Here is a 16,810-nt window from a genome sequence, read left to right on the forward strand (position 1 = left end):
GACTCCCCGACCCACCTCTCGGTAGCATCTCTCCGCCTGCTGCAACCGGGGGCGGCGTTGGGGGAGTGCATGAATCGGAGATCGTTCTTCGCGCTCGGAGGCGCGTGCATGGTATGCGGCTGTGCCGGGGCGGTCCATCAGCTGCCGCAGGTCAGCGACAACCATCTCAGCCTGGCGCAGAGCGAGGTGCAGGGTGCCGGTGGCCCACCGGCGCGTCGCGCGCTGACCGACGCCGAGGTCGACGACATCATGCGCTCGGCCCTTGCCCGCATCCGCCCGACGGCAGAACAGACGTGCCGCGAGATGAACGTGGGCGTATGTAACTGGCAGGTGACCGCATCGGGAAATCGCTCGATCAACGCCGGCGCCGGCGCCAACGGGTCGATCTTCATCAACCGCGGGGTCGTCGAGTATGCCGCGAACGAGGAAGAAGTCTGCCTCGTCTTCGCGCACGAGATGGGCCACCAGGCCGCGAACCACCTCGCGACGAACAAGCGCAACACGATGACCGGCGCCCTGATCGGCGCCATCCTGCTGGGCGCTGCCGGCGCCGCGGCCTCCTACAGAAGCCCCTATGCCGGCCAGATCACGCGCTCGGCGATGGACACGGGCGCCCAGGTTGGCGGCGCGATCGGTCGCATCTCCTATTCCAAGGAGCAGGAGCGTGAGGCAGACTATCTCGCGGCCGTGGTCCTCTACCGCTCGAACGTAGACCTCGACCAGGCGCGCGGGCTGCTGGTCACCATGGCACGAGCGTCAGGCCGCAAGGACACCGGCCTCCTCGACACCCATCCGGCCGGTCCCGAGCGCCTCGCGGCATGGGACCGCGCCGTCGCCGAGATTCGCGCCGCCAGGGGCGCGCTGCCGGCTCGGGCGTAAGCACTCTCTTTCGAGAGATTCACGCGCAGGGAGCATTTAGCAGCCTCGCGCGTTGAAACCCGATGCACGCATTTCTGTCGGTTACCCGGCTCCTCTCGATTTGGGAGCGCCTCCGGGGCAGCTTCTGGTTTCTGCCCAGCCTCATGGCAGCCGGCGCGGTGATCCTTTCCTTCGCGGCGGTCCAACTTGACGCAGCGATGGAGGCCGATGCCTACGGACGCTTCGAGTTCATCTATCTCTTCGGGCCGGAGGGTGCGCGCGCCATCCTGTCGGCGGTGGCGACCTCCATGATCACGGTCGCCGGCCTCACATTTTCGATCACCATGCTGACGCTGCAACTCGCCTCTTCTCAATTCGGCCCGCGCCTGCTGCGCAACTTCATGCGCGACCGCGGCAATCAGCTGGTTCTCGGCACTTTCATCAGCACCTTCGTCTATTGCCTGCTCGTCCTGCGCACCGTGAAAGGCGTCGAGGGGTCGAGCTTCGTGCCGCATCTGGCGGTCGCGATCGGTGTCGTGCTCGCTGTCGCCGGTCTCGCCGTACTGATCTACTTCATCCATCACACCGCCAGTTCGATCCGTATCGAGACGCTGCTCGCATCCCTGGCGGACGAAACCGCTGCCACGATCGATCGCCTGTTCCCGGAGCGGCTGGGGGATGAGCAACCGGAAACGGACGTGCAACCACCGGATTTTCGCCCGGGTTTGATCGTCTGGCCTCAGACGAGTGGCTACGTCCAATCCGTTGATAGCGCCGCGCTGCTTCGCCTGGCCACCGAAGAGGACCTGATCATCAGCGTGGTGGCAAAGCCTGGTAAATTCGTGACCGAACGGGATCCGCTGCTGCGGATTGTCGCGACAAATGCCACCGGCGAAGACAAACTCGACGCCCTGCGCTCGACCGTCATCGTCGGAATCGAACGCACGCCCTATCAGGACCTCGACTTCTCGATCCGGCGCGTCGTGGAGATCGCCCAGCGCGCCCTCTCCCCCGGCATCAACGACCCGACGACTGCGCTCTATTGCATCGACCGGTTACGCGAGGCGCTTGTCAGGCTGGCCGAGCGCAGGACTCCCTCGAGCTACCGACATGACGATGATGGCCGGTTGCGCATTGTGGCCGAGCCGGTCTCGTTCGAGGCGGTTGCGGTCGGCGCGTTTGGTGCCGTGGCACTCTATGCGGGAACAGATTCCGACGTGCTGAACGGGCTCGCGTCGGCACTCGACGCGGTGATCGCCGCTGCGGAAGGCAAGGACCGCGCGCGGCTTTTGGGACTGCGCCGGTCTCTGCGACAACGCGTCTGCGACGAATCGTGAACGCACTCGGGCCCTTCGATGTCGCGGCGGCGGTGGTCGTGTGTGCAGCCGTGTTCGGATACGTCAATCACCGCTTCATCGGGCTCCGCCAGACGACCGGCCTGACCATCATGGGTGCCCTGGCTTCGCTGGCCATTGTCGCTGTAAACGCCCTGTGGCCCGAACTCTCTCACGCACGCGAACTCGTCGAAAGCATCAAGTCGATCGACTTCCACGCAACGGTCATGGACGGACTCCTGTCGTTCCTCCTGTTCGCTGGCGCCCTGCACATCGACCTCCAGACGATGAGGCGCTCGGCCTGGGCGATCGGCCTCATCACCGTCTGCGGCGTGCTGGCGTCAACCGCCCTGATAGGCGGCGCGGCCTGGCTGGCGCTCGGCTTGGCCGGCCTGGGCCTGCCGCTGATCTGGTGCCTGGTCTTCGGCGCGCTCATTAGCCCGACCGACCCGGTCGCCGTCCTCGGCATCCTGAAGTCGGCTAAGGTCCCAGCCGCCCTGGAAGCGACCGTGGCCGGCGAGAGCCTGTTCAACGACGGGGTCGGCATCGTGCTGTTCACCCTGCTTCTGGGCATGGCGACGGGGGCGGAAGAAGTGAGCGCGGCGGGAGCCGGCCGGCTATTCGCCATAGAGGCCCTGGGCGGCGCGGTACTCGGTTTCAGCGCCGGCTGGATGGCCTTCCTCGCCTTGCGGTCGATCAACGACCACAATCTCGAGGTACTCATCACCCTCGCTCTGGTGATGGGCGGCTATGCGCTGGCACATAGTCTCGGCGTCAACGGCCCAATCGCCATGGCGGTCGCCGGGCTCATCATTGGCAATCACGGCCGGCGGCTCGCCATGAGTGAAAACACGCGCGACCACGTGAACAAGTTCTGGTCGCTGATCGACGAAACCTTGAACGCCGTGCTGTTTCTCCTCATCGGCATCGAAGTCATCGTCATTCTGGAGGATTGGCGCCTCCTGCTCGTCGGCGTAGTGGCTGTCCCTTTGACGCTCGCCGCACGGGCAATCTCCGTGGGCTTTCCCATGCTGGCCCTGAAGCGCGGGAAAAGCCTGCCGCCCGGGTCCTATTCGATCCTGGTGGTCGGCGGCGTACGCGGCGGCATCTCGATCGCGCTCGCGCTCGCATTGCCCGGCGGGCCTGAAAAACACGTGATCGTACTCGCCACCTATGTCGTCGTGATGTTCTCGGTGGTCGTACAGGCCTCGATCGTCGGGGCAACCGCGCGCCGGCTCTTCGCACCCTAGGTCGACGGGCCCCGCGAAGGCAACGCCACACCCTCCTGGCAACCGGAAGGGTGCTCACCGCTGTAGATGCACGATTCCGGCGGCGTGCGCGGGGTCGCGACCAGCGCGACGCCAACATAGGCGACAACGACGAACGCCACTCCCAAGGGCGACCAGCGGAGAATCCTGCCCCCGACCGGCGAGTCCCCTAGGGCGCGCCCGAAGGCAGCGGCCATGATCAACGCCGCCCCAGCCGCCGCGATCAGCAGCGCATTGCCCCACACGCTCGCCGTCGGCCACATCCACTTACCTCCTGTCGTTTATTCGACCTGCGCTTTCACGATGTTAACGACGCCACCCGGCCTCGGTTCAACCGCCACTATCGCGCTTCACCCCTCATTCAAGCGACACGCCGCCCTCGTTCGACGACTCCTGAATGACGCTTAACGAGCCGTCATTTTCCAATACCACTGCTCGTATGCCTCGAACGTCGGCCTTCCCACTAGAGCGCACCGCCGACAGCACTTCGCTCTGTGTAATACGTTGCCGACGCATCGCCTCGCTCAGAAACTCACCGCGATGAAACAGCAGTGTCGGTTCGGATTTGACGGCCTTCTCGAACGGTCGCCATCGGACGGAACTCCAGGTCAGGATATATTGCAGCAGAATCAATAGGCCGAATGCCACCGCACCCTCGGCCAGAGTGATCGACTTGTCGAGCAGAACGGATGCCAGCGTCGAGCCGAGGGCCACCGTTACAACGAGATCGAACGCATTCAATTTGGTCAGGGTTCGCTTGCCCGACAGTCTCAGAAAGACAATCAGCGCCGCATAGGCGAGCGTTCCGACCGCAACGACTCGTCCCAAGTCCGCCCAATCGGAAAAAAACACCGGACAGCCTCCGTTTTCTCTCACAGCCGCATTCAAGCGGGGACGCTGTATGCGCCGTTTCGCGAGGTCACCGACCCCGCGTCGTCGTCTCCGGCTTCAGGAGATTGTCGCCGGAGCCGGTAGAGGGCAGACCGCGCGCCTGCGCCCTCAGGGTCCCGGCATCGCTGGACAGTCCCGCTTCCGCTTGTGTTGACACCGCGTCGCTCGGCTCGACGGGATGCGTGCCGCCCGAAACGGGCGCGTCTGCACCCGGCGGCTTCGAACCGACAATAACGACCGGAACATTCTGCGGAAATATCACCTCGCGGGCTTCGTCCGGCATGGTGACTCCCCTCATCTGGAAAGCGCGCTTCACGAGTCGAATGATCGAAGAGCGCACTTTCAGATTGTTGTGTTCGCTGCCGTTGAACCAGAAGTAGATCTTCATGTCGACCGTCGCTTTGCCGAGAGCGTCGGCAAGGACGAGCGGCTCGGGCTCCCGCAGGACGGCCGGATGCCGCGCCATGACCGCAAGCGCGATTTCCTGGACCTTGTCTATGGCGTCATCGTAGCCGACCCCTATCGTGAACTCCTCGCGCCTGTTCGGGCTCGCGGTGAAGTTGCGAATGGACTCCTTGTACATCGTGGCGTTGGGAACCTGCACGATGTTGCCGTCTAAAGTCATGAGGATCGTGGCCCGCACATTCAGCTGCTGCACATAGCCGGTCTCGCCGGCGACTTCGATCAGGTCGCCCGTCTCGAACGGGCGCTGCATGCTGAGGAAAACGCTGGCGAGGAAGTTCTCGGTGATGTTGCGAAAGGCAATGCCCAGCGCCAGACCGACGATTCCGGTGCCGCCGACGATCGTCAACGCGAGTTGAGTGAGCCCGGACACTCGAAGCACGATGTATAGACCCGCCAGAAGGACGAACGCACCGATTGTCCAGGCGAATACACCGCGCATAAGCCGCGATCGCACGCGGTGTTTCAGTAGGTGGCGAGTAGCCCGCACCACCAACCAACTCGTTAGCATCGAGAAAGCGAGGACGACGACGCCGAGGAAGAAGAATGGAAGCGCCAGTAGAAAGTCCTGGCGCAGTTGCGCCAGCCCATCACTTGCAGACCCGAAATCCCAGGCGGAAGGGGGCCTGAGGGTCATGCGATTCGCAACGGCGACGACCCCCTGCGTATTGCGGGCGAGATTTCCGGCCCACTGCCGCACCTCGGCCGTCTCGGCTTCGCCGCTGAGGAACACGACGCCGTCCCTTACCGCAACTTCAAATGAGGGAAACCAGCCTGTAGCCTCAAGAATGTCCAAAAGGCGTCGTCGGATTTCATCGTCGCGCGCCGCGGGCAGCACGTCGACTTTGCCCGGGGCACCAATCGTCCCGTCAGTCGATTCCGCCGTTCCGAACGGCTGCGCTTCAGCGGTATCGGCGGAGACGCAAGCGACGCAGGTCAACACTCCGTAGAAGAGAAGGGCGAGCACGCGCCTCATACTCGCCTCCCCGGTGTCCCACCCGTCAAGGCGGATTGATCGCTGAGCAGTTCAGCAGGCGACGATCCACCAACGGCAAATGATCAGAAAAGGACCTCGCCTGCCATGAGGCCAAGCACGAGCAGGACCACGAAAATCACCACTGCAATTCCAAAAAGCCATTTCGCGATAGTTGCGGTACCGGCTGCAATATTCGTGAATCCAAAGAATCCCGCGACCAGTGACACGAGAAGGAAGACGAGCGCCAATTTGAGCATGAGCAAATCCTCGATTGCGAGTAAACGCGCCGTCGCGCCCTCGGCCTTGTTGTCGGCGGCAGGAAGCGGGCGCGAAGCGCGGAGCAACAACCCCGCGCTTCGCAGTTCCTTAGTTCTTGACCGGCTTCATGGACGTAGCGTCCGCAGCCTTGCCGGCATCCGGGCCCGGCTTGTCGACTTCGCCCAGATTGAAGGGCGCCGCTTTCTTCAAGTCATCCTTGTTCGTATTCACGACCAGGCGGAAAGATCCGTCGCGCTGTTCACTGAGCACGATCGATGCCGGCGAGATGGCAACGTCGCGCTCACCCATCCCGAGAAAGCCACCGACGCTGACCACGACGGCTTTGATCGTCTTGCCGTTGTCGATGACAAGATCGCTGACTTCGCCGATATTCTCGTCCTTGAGATTGTATACGTTCGTGCCCATCAACTTGGACGCCCGCACATCGGCAGGATTGGCCGTGTACAGGGTCATGACGAGCGCAGAGCTATCGACGCGCTGCAGTCCCGGCTTCGTCGCGGTACCACCGGACGTGCCGACCGGAGCGGTCGACGGCGTCGTCGAGGGCGTAGTAGAGGGGCTCGCCGTCTGAGCAACGGCCAAGGTCGTCATACCGATCAGGGCGCAACCGGTCGTAAGCAGCAGCTTCTTCATAATCGCCTCCTTGTTGTTGTGTGTGAAGGGAATGCGCCGCAGCGCGCATGGTTGCCTCGCCAATGAGTTCTCCCTCCGAATGGCGCCGTGCCGTCGTCGATCAATAGCGGTACGTCGCAGCCAGGCCAGTCGGCAGCGCCATACGCTCGGCGGGAACCACAAGTACTGTTCCGCCCATCCTCGTCACCAGCTCACCGAGATCGTCGAGCATGTCGTCGACGTCCGGAGAATCCAGCTGAGCTTTCTGGATCCGGCCTGTCGCGACGTCGAGACGACCCGCAATCTCGCGGCCCGCCTCGACCATCAGGGTCGCGACGCGGCCGGCTACGGCGGCCTCCGCGACCTCGGCGAGCACGTCGCTGCCAGTGCCGCGTGCCTTTGCCTGCTCGAACTCGCCGTGAAGCGCCTCGAGGCGGGCCTGATATTGAGGCTCGACGACCTGCCAGGCGTGCTCGCGCAGCTGGTCGGCCGACAGAGACTCCGGATTGAGACGAATGCCCTCTGCGACGAGGAGCGGGTTTTGGCTGACCTCGTGGAAGCGATGATGATGCTCCGGCAGCGCCGCCAGGATCAGCGGCAGGCCCGACGGCCGGGAATAGTGCTCCAGCACCGCGCGGTCGACGGCGCGGAAGTACCGGTCAGCCTCATTGTCAGCCTCGGTGCCCTTTCCTCCCAATCCGTGCCGCCGCGGCATGCCCCCTCCGCCACCGTCGCCTTCCGACGATGCTTCGGCACTCGTTTCGCCGATCGTGCCGGGAACCGGCTTTGACATGTCGATCTCGTCAAGCGAACGCCGGTTACCTTCGAAGAGCCGGATCCCGTGCAGGCTGAGGCTGAGCACATGATAGCGATCGGCGGTCTGAAGAAACCGTCGCAGGGGCTTGGTGTGAAAACTGTCTGCGACGACAACAAGTTCGTCGACCGGCTGCGAAAACCTCAGCGCCCGGAAAAATCCCGGCGCGCCGACGACCGCCAATCCCTCCAGCGCGTGATTCCAGAACTCCGCGTCCTGGGCGAGCGCATGAAACGGCTCCAGGAGTTCCTGGGATTCGGCGGCCGGATACTTCTGATGAAGGGACGCTTCCAGCTCCTTGAGGAGATTGCGGAAGCGGATCGGGTCTTCCTGGTTCTCGGGATGTCGGCGGTGTGTTGGCTGATAGAGCGAAAGACAGGGACCGTTCTCGATCGCTGAAAGAGCCTTGAGCACCTCGCTGGTAAGCGTGGTGATTTCTCGCCCATCGGCTGGCGTGGTTGTCATGTGCGTTCTTCCCTTGGGACAGAGGGCGGTGCTGCGGCGACTCCGGCCGCATAGTCATTGGAAGAAAAGGCGGGTCTTGAATAAGCAAGTTGCGTTGATGGCGAACCCGACCTTGGTCCCCGAACGTGGCGAGGGATGCAGGGTTGCGCGGCCGCTAAGTCTCGTTTGAGGCCGAATAAAATTTGGCAACCTTTGCGCCACGACCGCTTTGCATATCGACTGAAATGCAGGATGGGCGCCATGACCGATCAGCCGGAACACACCGACTACGACGGCAGCGCCGGCGGCTGGGGGTCGCTGCGGGGTATCGTGGAGACGATCGGCCGCGAAATGTCATCCGTGGGCGCGCTCGACACGTTGCGCCAGCAGAACAAGACCGGCGGCTTCATGTGCACGAGCTGTGCGTGGGGCAAGCCGAAACATCCGCACGCCTTTGAATTCTGCGAAAATGGCGCCAAGGCGACCCTCTGGGAGCTGACCACGCACCGCTGCACGCCCGACTTCTTCGCCAGTCACACCGTGAGCGAGCTGCGGAGCTGGACCGACCACGATCTCGAGCAGCAGGGCCGCCTCACCCACCCGCTGCGCTACGACGCCACCAGCGACCGCTACGTGCCCTGCACCTGGCAGGACGCATTCGCCGCGATCGGCACGGCGCTGAAGGCCAGCGAACCGAAGAGGACGGTGTTCTACGCCTCCGGCCGCGCCTCGCTGGAGACCTCATATCTCTATGCCCTGTTCGCGCGGCTGTACGGCCACAACAATCTGCCCGACAGCTCGAACATGTGTCACGAGACGACGTCGGTGGCCCTCAACGAGCTGATCGGGTCGCCGGTCGGGACCTGCGTGCTGGACGATTTCGAGAAGTGCGATGCGATGTTCTTCTTCGGCCAGAACACCGGCACCAACAGCCCGCGCTTTCTCCACCCGCTGCAGAAGGCGGTCGAGCGCGGCTGCAAGGTCGTGACCTTCAATCCGATTCGTGAGAAGGGCCTCACCTCCTTCATCAATCCGCAGCGCCCGCTGCAGATGCTGACGGGCCAGGAAACGCCGATCAGCTGCCAGTATCTGCAGCCCCGCGCCGGCGGCGACATCGCCGCGATCATGGGGCTCTGCAAGTTCGTGCTGGCCGAGGACGAGCGACAGGGCGGGAGCGTGATCGACCATGCCTTCATCGCCCAGCACTGCACGGGCTTCGAGGCCTTCCATGCCAGGGCCGATGCGACGTCGTGGGAACGGATCGAACAGGAATCGGGCCTCAGCCGTGCCGACATCGAGGAGGCCGGCCGTGTCTATGTCGGGGCGGAGCGCGTAATCGGCGTCTACGGCATGGGCCTTACCCAGCATGTCCACGGCTTCGAGAACATCGCCATGCTGGTCAACCTGCTGCTGATGCGCGGCCATATCGGGCGCGAGGGCGCGGGCATCTGTCCGGTGCGCGGCCATTCCAACGTCCAGGGCCAGCGCACGGTGGGCATTGCCGAAAAGCCGGAACTGGTGCCGCTCGACAAGCTTGCGGCAATGTTCGACTTCGACCCGCCGCGCAGCGAGGGCATGAACACCGTCGCCGTTTGCGAGGGACTCCTCGCCGGCGAGGTCCAGGCTTTCATCGGGCTGGGCGGAAACTTCCTGCGCGCCATTCCCGACCAGACGCGCATCGAGCCGGCCTGGGAGCGGATGCAGCTCACCGTGCAGATCGCCACCAAGCTGAACCGCAGCCATCTTTTCAACGGGCGTGTCGCCTATCTGCTGCCCTGCCTGGGTCGCAGCGAGGAGGACATGCAGGCGAGCGGTCCGCAGACGGTGACGATCGAGGACAGCTTCAGCCACATCCATGGCTCGCTCGGCCATCGCACGCCAGCCAGCGAGCATCTCCTGTCCGAGATGGCGATCGTCACAGGCATCGCCAAGGAAACCCTGGCGCCCCATCCGCGGCTGCGCTGGGACGACTGGACGGCCAACTATGCGCTGGTGCGCGACCTGATCGCCGAGACCTATCCCGAAGAGTTCTACGACATGAACGAGCGCATGTTCGAGCCGGGCGGCTTCTATCGCGGCAACCCGGCGCGCGAGCGCGACTGGAAGACCGAGAGCGGCCGCGCGCAGTTCACGGCGCCGCAGATGCTGGCGGCCACCGACGTCGAGGACGCGCCCGGCCGCTACCGCCTGATCACACTGCGCTCGAACGACCAGTTCAACACGACCATCTATGGCTACAGCGACCGGCTGCGCGGCATCGAGGGCACGCGAGACGTCGTGCTGATGAATGGCGCGGACATCGAACGCGCCGGCCTTGCCGCCGGACAGCGCGTCTCTCTCGTGGGCGATGCCGATGACGGCCATGTCCGTCGAATCGACGGGTTGGAAGTCATCGCGTTCGATCTGCCGGACGGCACCATCGCGGGCTACTATCCTGAACTCAATCCGCTGATCGCCTTGAAGCACCACGATCGGAAATCGAAGACCCCGGCTGTGAAGGCCGTTCCCGTGCGGATCGAGGCGGCTTAAGCCGACATGGACCACACTGGCAAGGATCCCGTTGGAGAGGTCATCGCCCGGTCTGCACCGGAAACGCTGGCCGCCAAGGCGCAGCAGGACTGGCCGCGCATGGCGGTGCTTGCCGTGCTCGCGGGTGCCTTCATCGCCTTCGGATCGGTGATCTCGCTGGTCGCCCAGTCCGGCCTGGGCGAAGGGCCGGCGACGGGCCCTGTGCGGCTCCTCTCGGGCGTGGCCTTCTCGGTCGGCCTCATCCTCGTGATGATCGCGGGCGCCGAACTCTTCACCGGCAATACGATGATGGTGCTGCCGACCGTCACGGGCGAGCTGCCCGTCAGCCGGATGGCCGGGGCCTGGATGGTCGTCTGGATCGGCAATCTTGCCGGCAGCGTCCTCGTCGCCCTGCTGTTCGCGGCCAGCGGCGGCCTCGAGGGCGGCATAGGCGATACCGCATCGAGCGTGGCCAGGGACAAGCTCGGCAAGACGGCGATGGAAATCTTCTGCTCGGGCATCCTCGCAAACGCCCTCGTCTGTCTCGCAGTGTGGATGTCGATGAACGCCAACACCCTGCCGGCAAAGATCTTGGCGATCGTCGGTCCGATCATGCTGTTCGTCGCAGCCGGCCTCGAGCATTCGGTCGCGAACATGTCGCTGATCCCGATGGGATGGCTGAGCGGCATGCCGGGTGGCGTCGACTGGTCAGCCGGCCTTCTCAATCTCCTGTTCAGCACGGCGGGCAACATCGTCGGCGGCACCCTGCTCGCCCTCGCGCTGGCCTATGGGCACGACGCGCTGAAGCGGTAGGCTCCGTGAAGGCCCAACCCACATATCGGGACGACGGAATGGTGGATGCGGCGCTATCGCCGGGAACTCCGGCCCGCCAGTTGCGTTCCGACTGAACTCCCTTTTTTCTTGGCGGACGGCCTCGCAGGACCATGACCAGTTATTGCGGCGCCCCTCCTCTTCCCTACGACTGGTTCGAGCGCTGGAACTTCGACCCGGCATTGCTGGTGGCGCTCACGGCCGCAGCGGCGGTGGCAATGCGCTCGCGGCATCCGCGCCTCGGGCTGGCCACGGTCGGCGTGCTCGCGGTGGCGTTCGTGTCGCCGCTCTGCGCCCTCACCGTGGCGCTGTTCTCTGCGCGCGCGGTGCATCACGTGCTGCTGGTAGCCGTTGCCGCACCACTGGCGGCACTGGCCCTTCCCAGCCGTGGTTCGCACTATCTCGGCCTCGCCTTCGTGGCCTCGACCGCAACGCTTTGGGCCTGGCACCTGCCGGCACTCTATGATCGCGCGCTGGGCGACACGGCGATCTACTGGCTCATGCAGCTCAGCCTGCTGGGCAGCGCGATCTGGTTCTGGCGCTCGTTGTTCGCCTCACCGCCGGTGACGGCCTCGATGGTCGCGATCTTCGCCATGGCGCAGATGGGCATGCTGGGCGCGCTGCTCACCTTCTCGCGCGTCCCGCTCTATGCTAGCCATGCCGCGTCGACGCTCCCCTGGGGCCTCGAGCAGGTTGCCGACCAGCAGCTCGCCGGCCTCGTGATGTGGGTGCCGGGCGTCATCCCCTATGCGCTGGCGACGGCGCTGATCGCGCGCCGGGTCTGGGTGCGGGCCGCCGGAACGGCATGATCGCGGCGCTTAAATTCCTCCACATCGCCGCCTTGTCGATCTGGTGCGCCGGTCTAGTCGGCCTGCCGCTCTTGCTTGCGCGCCATAATCGGGGAGACGACCAGCATCAATATTCCAGGCGCCGGCGGGTGACGCACGTAGCGTATGTCGGCGTGGTAACGCCGGCCGCCGTGATCGCGATCGCGCTCGGAACGGCGCTGATCTTCCTCCGCGAGGTCTTCGTGCCCTGGATGTTCGTTAAGCTGGCGCTCGTCGGCCTGCTGGTCCTGGCCCATGCCTGGCTGGGCCATGTCACCCTGCAAGTCGGCGAGCGGCAGGGCGACTACACCACACCGCATCCCGCGCCACTGCTCGTGGTCTCAGGCCTCACGATGCTGGGGATCCTGATCCTGGTGCTCGGCAAGCCTTTCGTTGGCGACGGAATCGTCCCGGCGTGGCTGCTCTCGCCGCAAGGTCACCTCTTGCCCGTGGACGAGGTGCCGAGGTGATAGTCGAACACCAGCTTGCCGCCGTGCCAACCAGTGATGGCGGTGAATCCCGCCGCCAGCAGCGAGAGCAGCACGCCCCATGGCAGCACGGCCTGCTCATAACCGGCGAGGCGGTAACCCCAGTTGGCGCCGAGGATGGAGAGCAGCATCACGGCGAGAACGAAGTGCGTCCAGCTCGCGGCGCGCGCCCGGATGCCCGGCACCAGCAGCAGCTCGACCGTGCCCGCCAGTCCGGCCGCGACGCCGAGGAGGAAGGCCATGCCGCTGGCCCACAGGGCGGCGCGTGCCCAGAAGGCATCGCCCGTCCACCAGTAGAAACCGTCGGCACCCAATGTGCACATGGTCAGCGCGATCGGAAAGGCGACCAGCATCGCATGGATCGGGTGGCCGGCGACGGCGATGCGCGATTCGGTCCGGTGGAAATGGGACTGCGCCTCGATCGGATCGACCCGGGCCTCTGCCTCGCCCGGCGGGGATCCTTCGGAAACAATAACCATCGGTCCCTTCTCCCTCCGCTGGGTGCAGCGCTGGTAACGATGGCTGTCGGCGGTTGTTCCGGACCGCTGTCGACGCTCGACGCGGCGGGGCCGGCAGCGGCGCGCGTGGCCGGCTTCTGGTGGGCGATGCTGGCCGGCGCGACGGTGCTCAGCCTGCTCGTCTTCGTTCTGCTGCTGCTGGCCTTCCTGCGCCGCGGCAGCGAGGGCCGCACCAGCCCGACCCTGTGGATCGGGGGGCTGGGAGTCGCCATGCCCATCGTCGTGCTGCTGGCGCTGGTGGGATACGCGCTGATGCTGGGCGAACGCATCATTGCGCCCGGTCTCTCCGGCCCGGTCGTCATCGATGCGACAGGCCGGCAATGGTCCTGGGAGTTCAGCCATCGCACCGCCGATGGCATCCAGGTGACGCACAACGAGCTGCACATGCCCGCCGGCCAGACGGTCGTGCTGCGCATCGCGGCCGTCGACGTGATCCACAGTTTCTGGGTGCCGAGGCTCGCCGGAAAGATGGATGCCATCCCAGGCCATGTGAATGTGCTGCGCATACAGGCCGCCGAGCCGGGCGTCTACGAAGGCCAGTGCGCCGAGTTCTGCGGCAGCGGACATTCCGGCCATCTGTTCCGCGTGATCGCCCATGACGAAGCGGGCTGGGCCGCCTTCCAGCGGGGAGAGACGCGATGAACGCGCTGCGTCGCCACAGAGCGCTCGAGGCCATCTGGGGCGCGCCGAAGGGCTGGCGCGGCACCGCCGTGTCGGTCAACCACTCCGACATCGGCAAGCGATTCGTGGTCGCAGCCTTCGTCTTCTTCGCGATCGGCGGCGTGCTGGCGATGATGATCCGTGCGCAGCTCGCGACGCCGGGCAGCGCCTTCGTCGGGCCCGACATCTATAACCAGCTGTTCACGATGCATGGCAGCATCATGATGTTCCTGTTCGCCATCCCGATGTTCGAAGGGCTGGCGCTCTACATGCTGCCGAAGATGCTGGGCAGCCGCGACATGGCCTTCCCCCGCCTCTCCGCCTATGGCTGGTGGTGCTACCTGTTCGGCGGCACGATCCTGATTGCGTCGATGGTGTTCGGCGTAGCGCCAGACGGCGGATGGTTCATGTATACGCCGCTCTCCTCCAAGGCCTTCACGCCGGGGATCAATGCCGACGTCTGGCTGCTCGGCATCACCTTCGTTGAGATCTCGGCCATCTCGGCCGCCATCGAGATCACCGTCTCGGTCCTGAAGCTGCGCGCGCCGGGCATGCGGCTCGACCGCATGCCGCTTTTCGCCTGGTATCTGCTGATCACCGCGCTGATGATGATCGTGGCCTTTCCGCCGCTGATCCTGGGCTCCATCCTGCTCGAAGTCGAACGCGCCTTCGACTGGCCGTTCTTCGATCCGGCGCGCGGTGGCAGTCCGTTGCTATGGCAGCACCTGTTCTGGCTGTTCGGCCATCCCGAGGTCTACATCATCTTCCTGCCCGCGGCGGGCGTGATCTCGACGGTCCTGCCGGTCCTCGCGCGCACCCGCATCTTGGGCTACGGCTGGATCGTTGCGGCGCTACTCTCGCTGGCCTTCCTCAGCTTCGGCCTGTGGGTGCATCACATGTTCACCACCGGCATCCCGCACATGGCGCTGGGCTTCTTCTCGGCCGCCTCGGCTCTAGTGGCACTGCCGACGGCGGTGCAGGTCTTCGCCTGGATCGGAACGTTGTGGAACGGCCGGCCGGAGCTCAAGCTGCCCATGCTCTACCTGCTGGGCTTCTTCGTGATCTTCGTGATCGGCGGCATGACCGGCGTGATGCTGGCGATGGTGCCCTTCGACCTCCAGGCGCATGACACCCACTTCGTGGTCGCGCATCTGCATTACGTGCTGATCGGTGGCTTCATCTTTCCCATGCTCGCCGGCGCCTACTACTGGCTGCCACATTTCACCGGCCGAACGCGTGACGACCTGCTGGGCAAGGCCTCGTTCTGGCTGATCTTCACAGGCTTCAACTTGACCTTCTTCATGATGCACCTGACCGGCCTGCTGGGCATGCGGCGGCGCGTGCACACCTATCCCGAAGAAGCAGGATGGACGCTGTTGAACCTGGTCTCATCGGTCGGCAGCTTCGTGATGGCCTTCGGCTTCGCCCTGTTCGCCATCGACGTCGCCCTGCACATCTGGTTCGCGCGGCGCCGACGCCGCAATCCGTGGACCGCCGGCACGCTCGAATGGGCGATGCCGATTCCGACGCCCGCCTACAATATCGCGAGCCTTCCCCCGGTCGCCGATCGCGAGCCGCTGGCCGACGCCCCCGCTCTCGCGGCGTCGCTGGCGCGCGGCGAGGGCTATCTCAGCGAACCGCGCCACGGCTGGCGGGAGACGATGGCGGTGGAGACGACGACCGGTGCGATCGATCACGTCGTCGTGCTGCCCGGAAACACGCGCCTGCCGATCGTCACGGCCGTGGTGACGGGATGCTTCTTCCTCTGCCTGCTGGCCGGCCAGTACTGGCTGTCGCTGGTGCCTGTGGCCGGCGTCGTGGCGCTCGGCCTGCGCTGGGCCTGGGTGCTCGACTGGCGTCGGGACATCGGCCCGCTGCCGATCGGCCGCGGCGAGGCCGCGCCGATCCACCGCGAGGCCGCGGGCGCGCCCGGCTGGTGGGGTAGCGTGTTCCTGCTGGTGGCCGACGGCACGGCCCTGGCCTCGCTGCTGTTCGGCTACGCCTTCCTTTGGGTCATCGCGCCGAACTGGCCGCCGCCGGAGCGCGTCGACGGCGGTCTCTTGCCCGGTCTCGTCGCGGCCGTGGCGGCGGCGGCAGGCAGCCTGTTCGCCCGCCGCAGCGTCGCCGCGAGCGCCGACGGTGCGCTGGCCCCGGCCGGACGCGCGGCGCTTGCCGGCGTGGCGGCGCAGCTGGTCGCGCTCGTCGCGCTGGCTACGCTCGGCGTCTCGGCGCTGCCCGCGCCGCAGGAGCATGCCTATGCCGCCTGCAGCTGGGCGCTGCTCGCCTATTCCCTGCTGCACACCGTTGTTGCTCTTCTCTGCATGGGCTTCGCGCGCGCCCGCATCGCGGCCGGCCACGTCTCGCCCCATCGCACGCTCGATCTCCGCGTCGCGCGTCTGTTCAGTGACTATTCAGCGGTGACACTGGCGATCGTGCTCGTCTGCCTCCTCGCCCCCTCGGTGCTGTCGTGAGGATGCTCGCGCGCATCAGTGCTGCCCTCCTCGTGTGGGCCTTCGGCTTCTCTGTGCTCTATGCCCTGCAGGGTGCGGGCTGCGCCTATGGCTGGCAGGAGATCCATCTGTTTGGCGCCTCTCTGCTGCGCTGGGCCCTGGTCGTGACCTGGGTGATGCTGGTCGCAGCAGGCCTCGCCCTGCTCCCGCTCGCCCGGTCGGCGGCTTCAGACTTTGAGCGGCGCGTCACGCTTGCGACGACCCTCGCCGGCGCCGGGGCCATGCTGGTCACCGGTTCGCCGGTGGCGCTTAGTTCTATTTGCACCTGAGGACAGGCGCGCAGCGCTCAGTCCTCGTCGATATCGCCTTCGGTTTGTCTGAGGGAAATGGCATCGGCGAAGCGCTTGGCGACGGCGTGCAGTCCCGCTTCCTCGGCGGCTCGAAGGCCCTCGCGGTTGGCGTCGAGGCGAGCGAAGTCCTCCGGCGGAGCGGCGGCCAGCGCCTTCTCGATCAGGTCGATGGCTTCGCGGTACTTCTTCTGGCCGCGCAAGGCGGCGGCGACCCTGGTGGCGTCCTGCAGGCTGCTCATG

17 protein-coding genes are annotated in these 16,810 nt (G+C 65.5%); 10 read left to right on the forward strand and 7 right to left on the reverse strand.

Annotated features, from left to right (window positions below; translation table 11 throughout):
* The first annotated feature begins 69 nt into the window (after positions 1-69).
* From ACO07I_RS08440 to ACO07I_RS08450, 3 genes are all read left to right on the forward strand, one after another.
* Positions 70-879 carry a M48 family metalloprotease gene (locus ACO07I_RS08440; protein WP_422016230.1) on the forward strand — a complete coding sequence of 270 codons (810 nt, stop codon included), beginning with the start codon at positions 70-72 and terminating at the stop codon, positions 877-879.
* Between the two features lie 62 nt (positions 880-941).
* On the forward strand, positions 942-2,195 hold the full coding sequence (locus ACO07I_RS08445) for a DUF2254 domain-containing protein (RefSeq protein ID WP_422016232.1): 1,254 nt from the start codon (positions 942-944) through the stop codon (positions 2,193-2,195).
* Positions 2,192-3,442 (forward strand): cation:proton antiporter, encoded by a 1,251-nt coding sequence (locus ACO07I_RS08450; RefSeq protein ID WP_422016234.1) that lies wholly within the window; start codon positions 2,192-2,194, stop codon positions 3,440-3,442. The genes ACO07I_RS08445 and ACO07I_RS08450 overlap by 4 nt, the downstream gene beginning before the upstream one ends.
* Before the next feature lie 375 nt (positions 3,443-3,817).
* On the opposite strand, the gene ACO07I_RS08455 is transcribed toward ACO07I_RS08450, so the two are convergent.
* From ACO07I_RS08455 to ACO07I_RS08475, 5 genes are all read right to left on the reverse strand, one after another.
* On the reverse strand, positions 3,818-4,312 hold the full coding sequence (locus ACO07I_RS08455; protein ID WP_422016236.1) for a DUF421 domain-containing protein: 495 nt from the start codon (positions 4,310-4,312) through the stop codon (positions 3,818-3,820).
* A 67-nt stretch (positions 4,313-4,379) separates the two neighbouring features.
* Entirely contained in the window at positions 4,380-5,789 is a 1,410-nt protein-coding gene (locus tag ACO07I_RS08460; protein WP_422016238.1) for a mechanosensitive ion channel domain-containing protein, read from the reverse strand.
* An 83-nt stretch (positions 5,790-5,872) separates the two neighbouring features.
* Complete coding sequence (locus ACO07I_RS08465; RefSeq protein WP_422018197.1) at positions 5,873-6,046, reverse strand: DUF1328 domain-containing protein; 174 nt, start codon at positions 6,044-6,046, stop codon at positions 5,873-5,875.
* Positions 6,047-6,155: 109 nt separating this feature from the next.
* Positions 6,156-6,701, reverse strand: coding sequence for a PRC-barrel domain-containing protein (locus ACO07I_RS08470; protein ID WP_422016240.1), 546 nt, complete (start codon positions 6,699-6,701; stop codon positions 6,156-6,158).
* Positions 6,702-6,801: 100 nt separating this feature from the next.
* Entirely contained in the window at positions 6,802-7,959 is a 1,158-nt protein-coding gene (locus tag ACO07I_RS08475) for a hypothetical protein (protein ID WP_422016242.1), read from the reverse strand.
* 240 nt (positions 7,960-8,199) lie between these two features.
* Here ACO07I_RS08475 and ACO07I_RS08480 point away from each other — a divergent pair, with 240 nt between their 5' ends.
* From ACO07I_RS08480 to ACO07I_RS08495, 4 genes are all read left to right on the forward strand, one after another.
* Positions 8,200-10,467 carry an FdhF/YdeP family oxidoreductase gene (locus tag ACO07I_RS08480; RefSeq protein WP_422016244.1) on the forward strand — a complete coding sequence of 756 codons (2,268 nt, stop codon included), beginning with the start codon at positions 8,200-8,202 and terminating at the stop codon, positions 10,465-10,467.
* A 6-nt stretch (positions 10,468-10,473) separates the two neighbouring features.
* Positions 10,474-11,259, forward strand: coding sequence for a formate/nitrite transporter family protein (locus tag ACO07I_RS08485; protein WP_422016246.1), 786 nt, complete (start codon positions 10,474-10,476; stop codon positions 11,257-11,259).
* Between the two features lie 131 nt (positions 11,260-11,390).
* Positions 11,391-12,086 carry a cytochrome c oxidase assembly protein gene (locus ACO07I_RS08490; RefSeq protein ID WP_422016248.1) on the forward strand — a complete coding sequence of 232 codons (696 nt, stop codon included), beginning with the start codon at positions 11,391-11,393 and terminating at the stop codon, positions 12,084-12,086.
* On the forward strand, positions 12,083-12,574 hold the full coding sequence (locus ACO07I_RS08495) for a CopD family protein (RefSeq protein WP_422016250.1): 492 nt from the start codon (positions 12,083-12,085) through the stop codon (positions 12,572-12,574). Before ACO07I_RS08490 ends, ACO07I_RS08495 begins: the two co-directional genes overlap by 4 nt.
* On the opposite strand, the gene ACO07I_RS08500 is transcribed toward ACO07I_RS08495, so the two are convergent.
* The gene (locus tag ACO07I_RS08500; protein WP_422016252.1) at positions 12,541-13,071 is read right to left on the reverse strand and encodes a DUF2231 domain-containing protein; all 531 of its coding nucleotides are present in this window, start codon (positions 13,069-13,071) and stop codon (positions 12,541-12,543) included. The genes ACO07I_RS08495 and ACO07I_RS08500 overlap by 34 nt on opposite strands.
* A gap of 39 nt (positions 13,072-13,110) precedes the next feature.
* Here ACO07I_RS08500 and coxB point away from each other — a divergent pair, with 39 nt between their 5' ends.
* Genes coxB through ACO07I_RS08515 form a run of 3 tightly spaced genes read left to right on the forward strand, consistent with a single transcriptional unit; the run spans position 13,111 to position 16,549 of the window.
* A complete protein-coding gene (coxB, locus tag ACO07I_RS08505) occupies positions 13,111-13,752 on the forward strand; it encodes a cytochrome c oxidase subunit II (RefSeq protein WP_422016254.1) in 642 nt (213 codons plus the stop codon).
* A complete protein-coding gene (ctaD, locus tag ACO07I_RS08510; protein ID WP_422016256.1) occupies positions 13,749-16,241 on the forward strand; it encodes a cytochrome c oxidase subunit I in 2,493 nt (830 codons plus the stop codon). Before coxB ends, ctaD begins: the two co-directional genes overlap by 4 nt.
* A 2-nt stretch (positions 16,242-16,243) precedes the next feature.
* Positions 16,244-16,549: a hypothetical protein gene (locus tag ACO07I_RS08515; protein WP_422016258.1), complete on the forward strand. Its 306-nt coding sequence runs from the start codon at positions 16,244-16,246 to the stop codon at positions 16,547-16,549.
* 17 nt (positions 16,550-16,566) lie between these two features.
* Here the strand turns inward: ACO07I_RS08515 and ACO07I_RS08520 are convergent, their stop codons facing one another.
* Positions 16,567-16,809: a hypothetical protein gene (locus ACO07I_RS08520; RefSeq protein WP_422016260.1), complete on the reverse strand. Its 243-nt coding sequence runs from the start codon at positions 16,807-16,809 to the stop codon at positions 16,567-16,569.
* Between the last annotated feature and the right edge of the window lies 1 nt (position 16,810).

This window comes from Reyranella sp. (genome assembly GCF_965227665.1).
Classification (GTDB): Bacteria; Pseudomonadota; Alphaproteobacteria; order Reyranellales; family Reyranellaceae; genus Reyranella.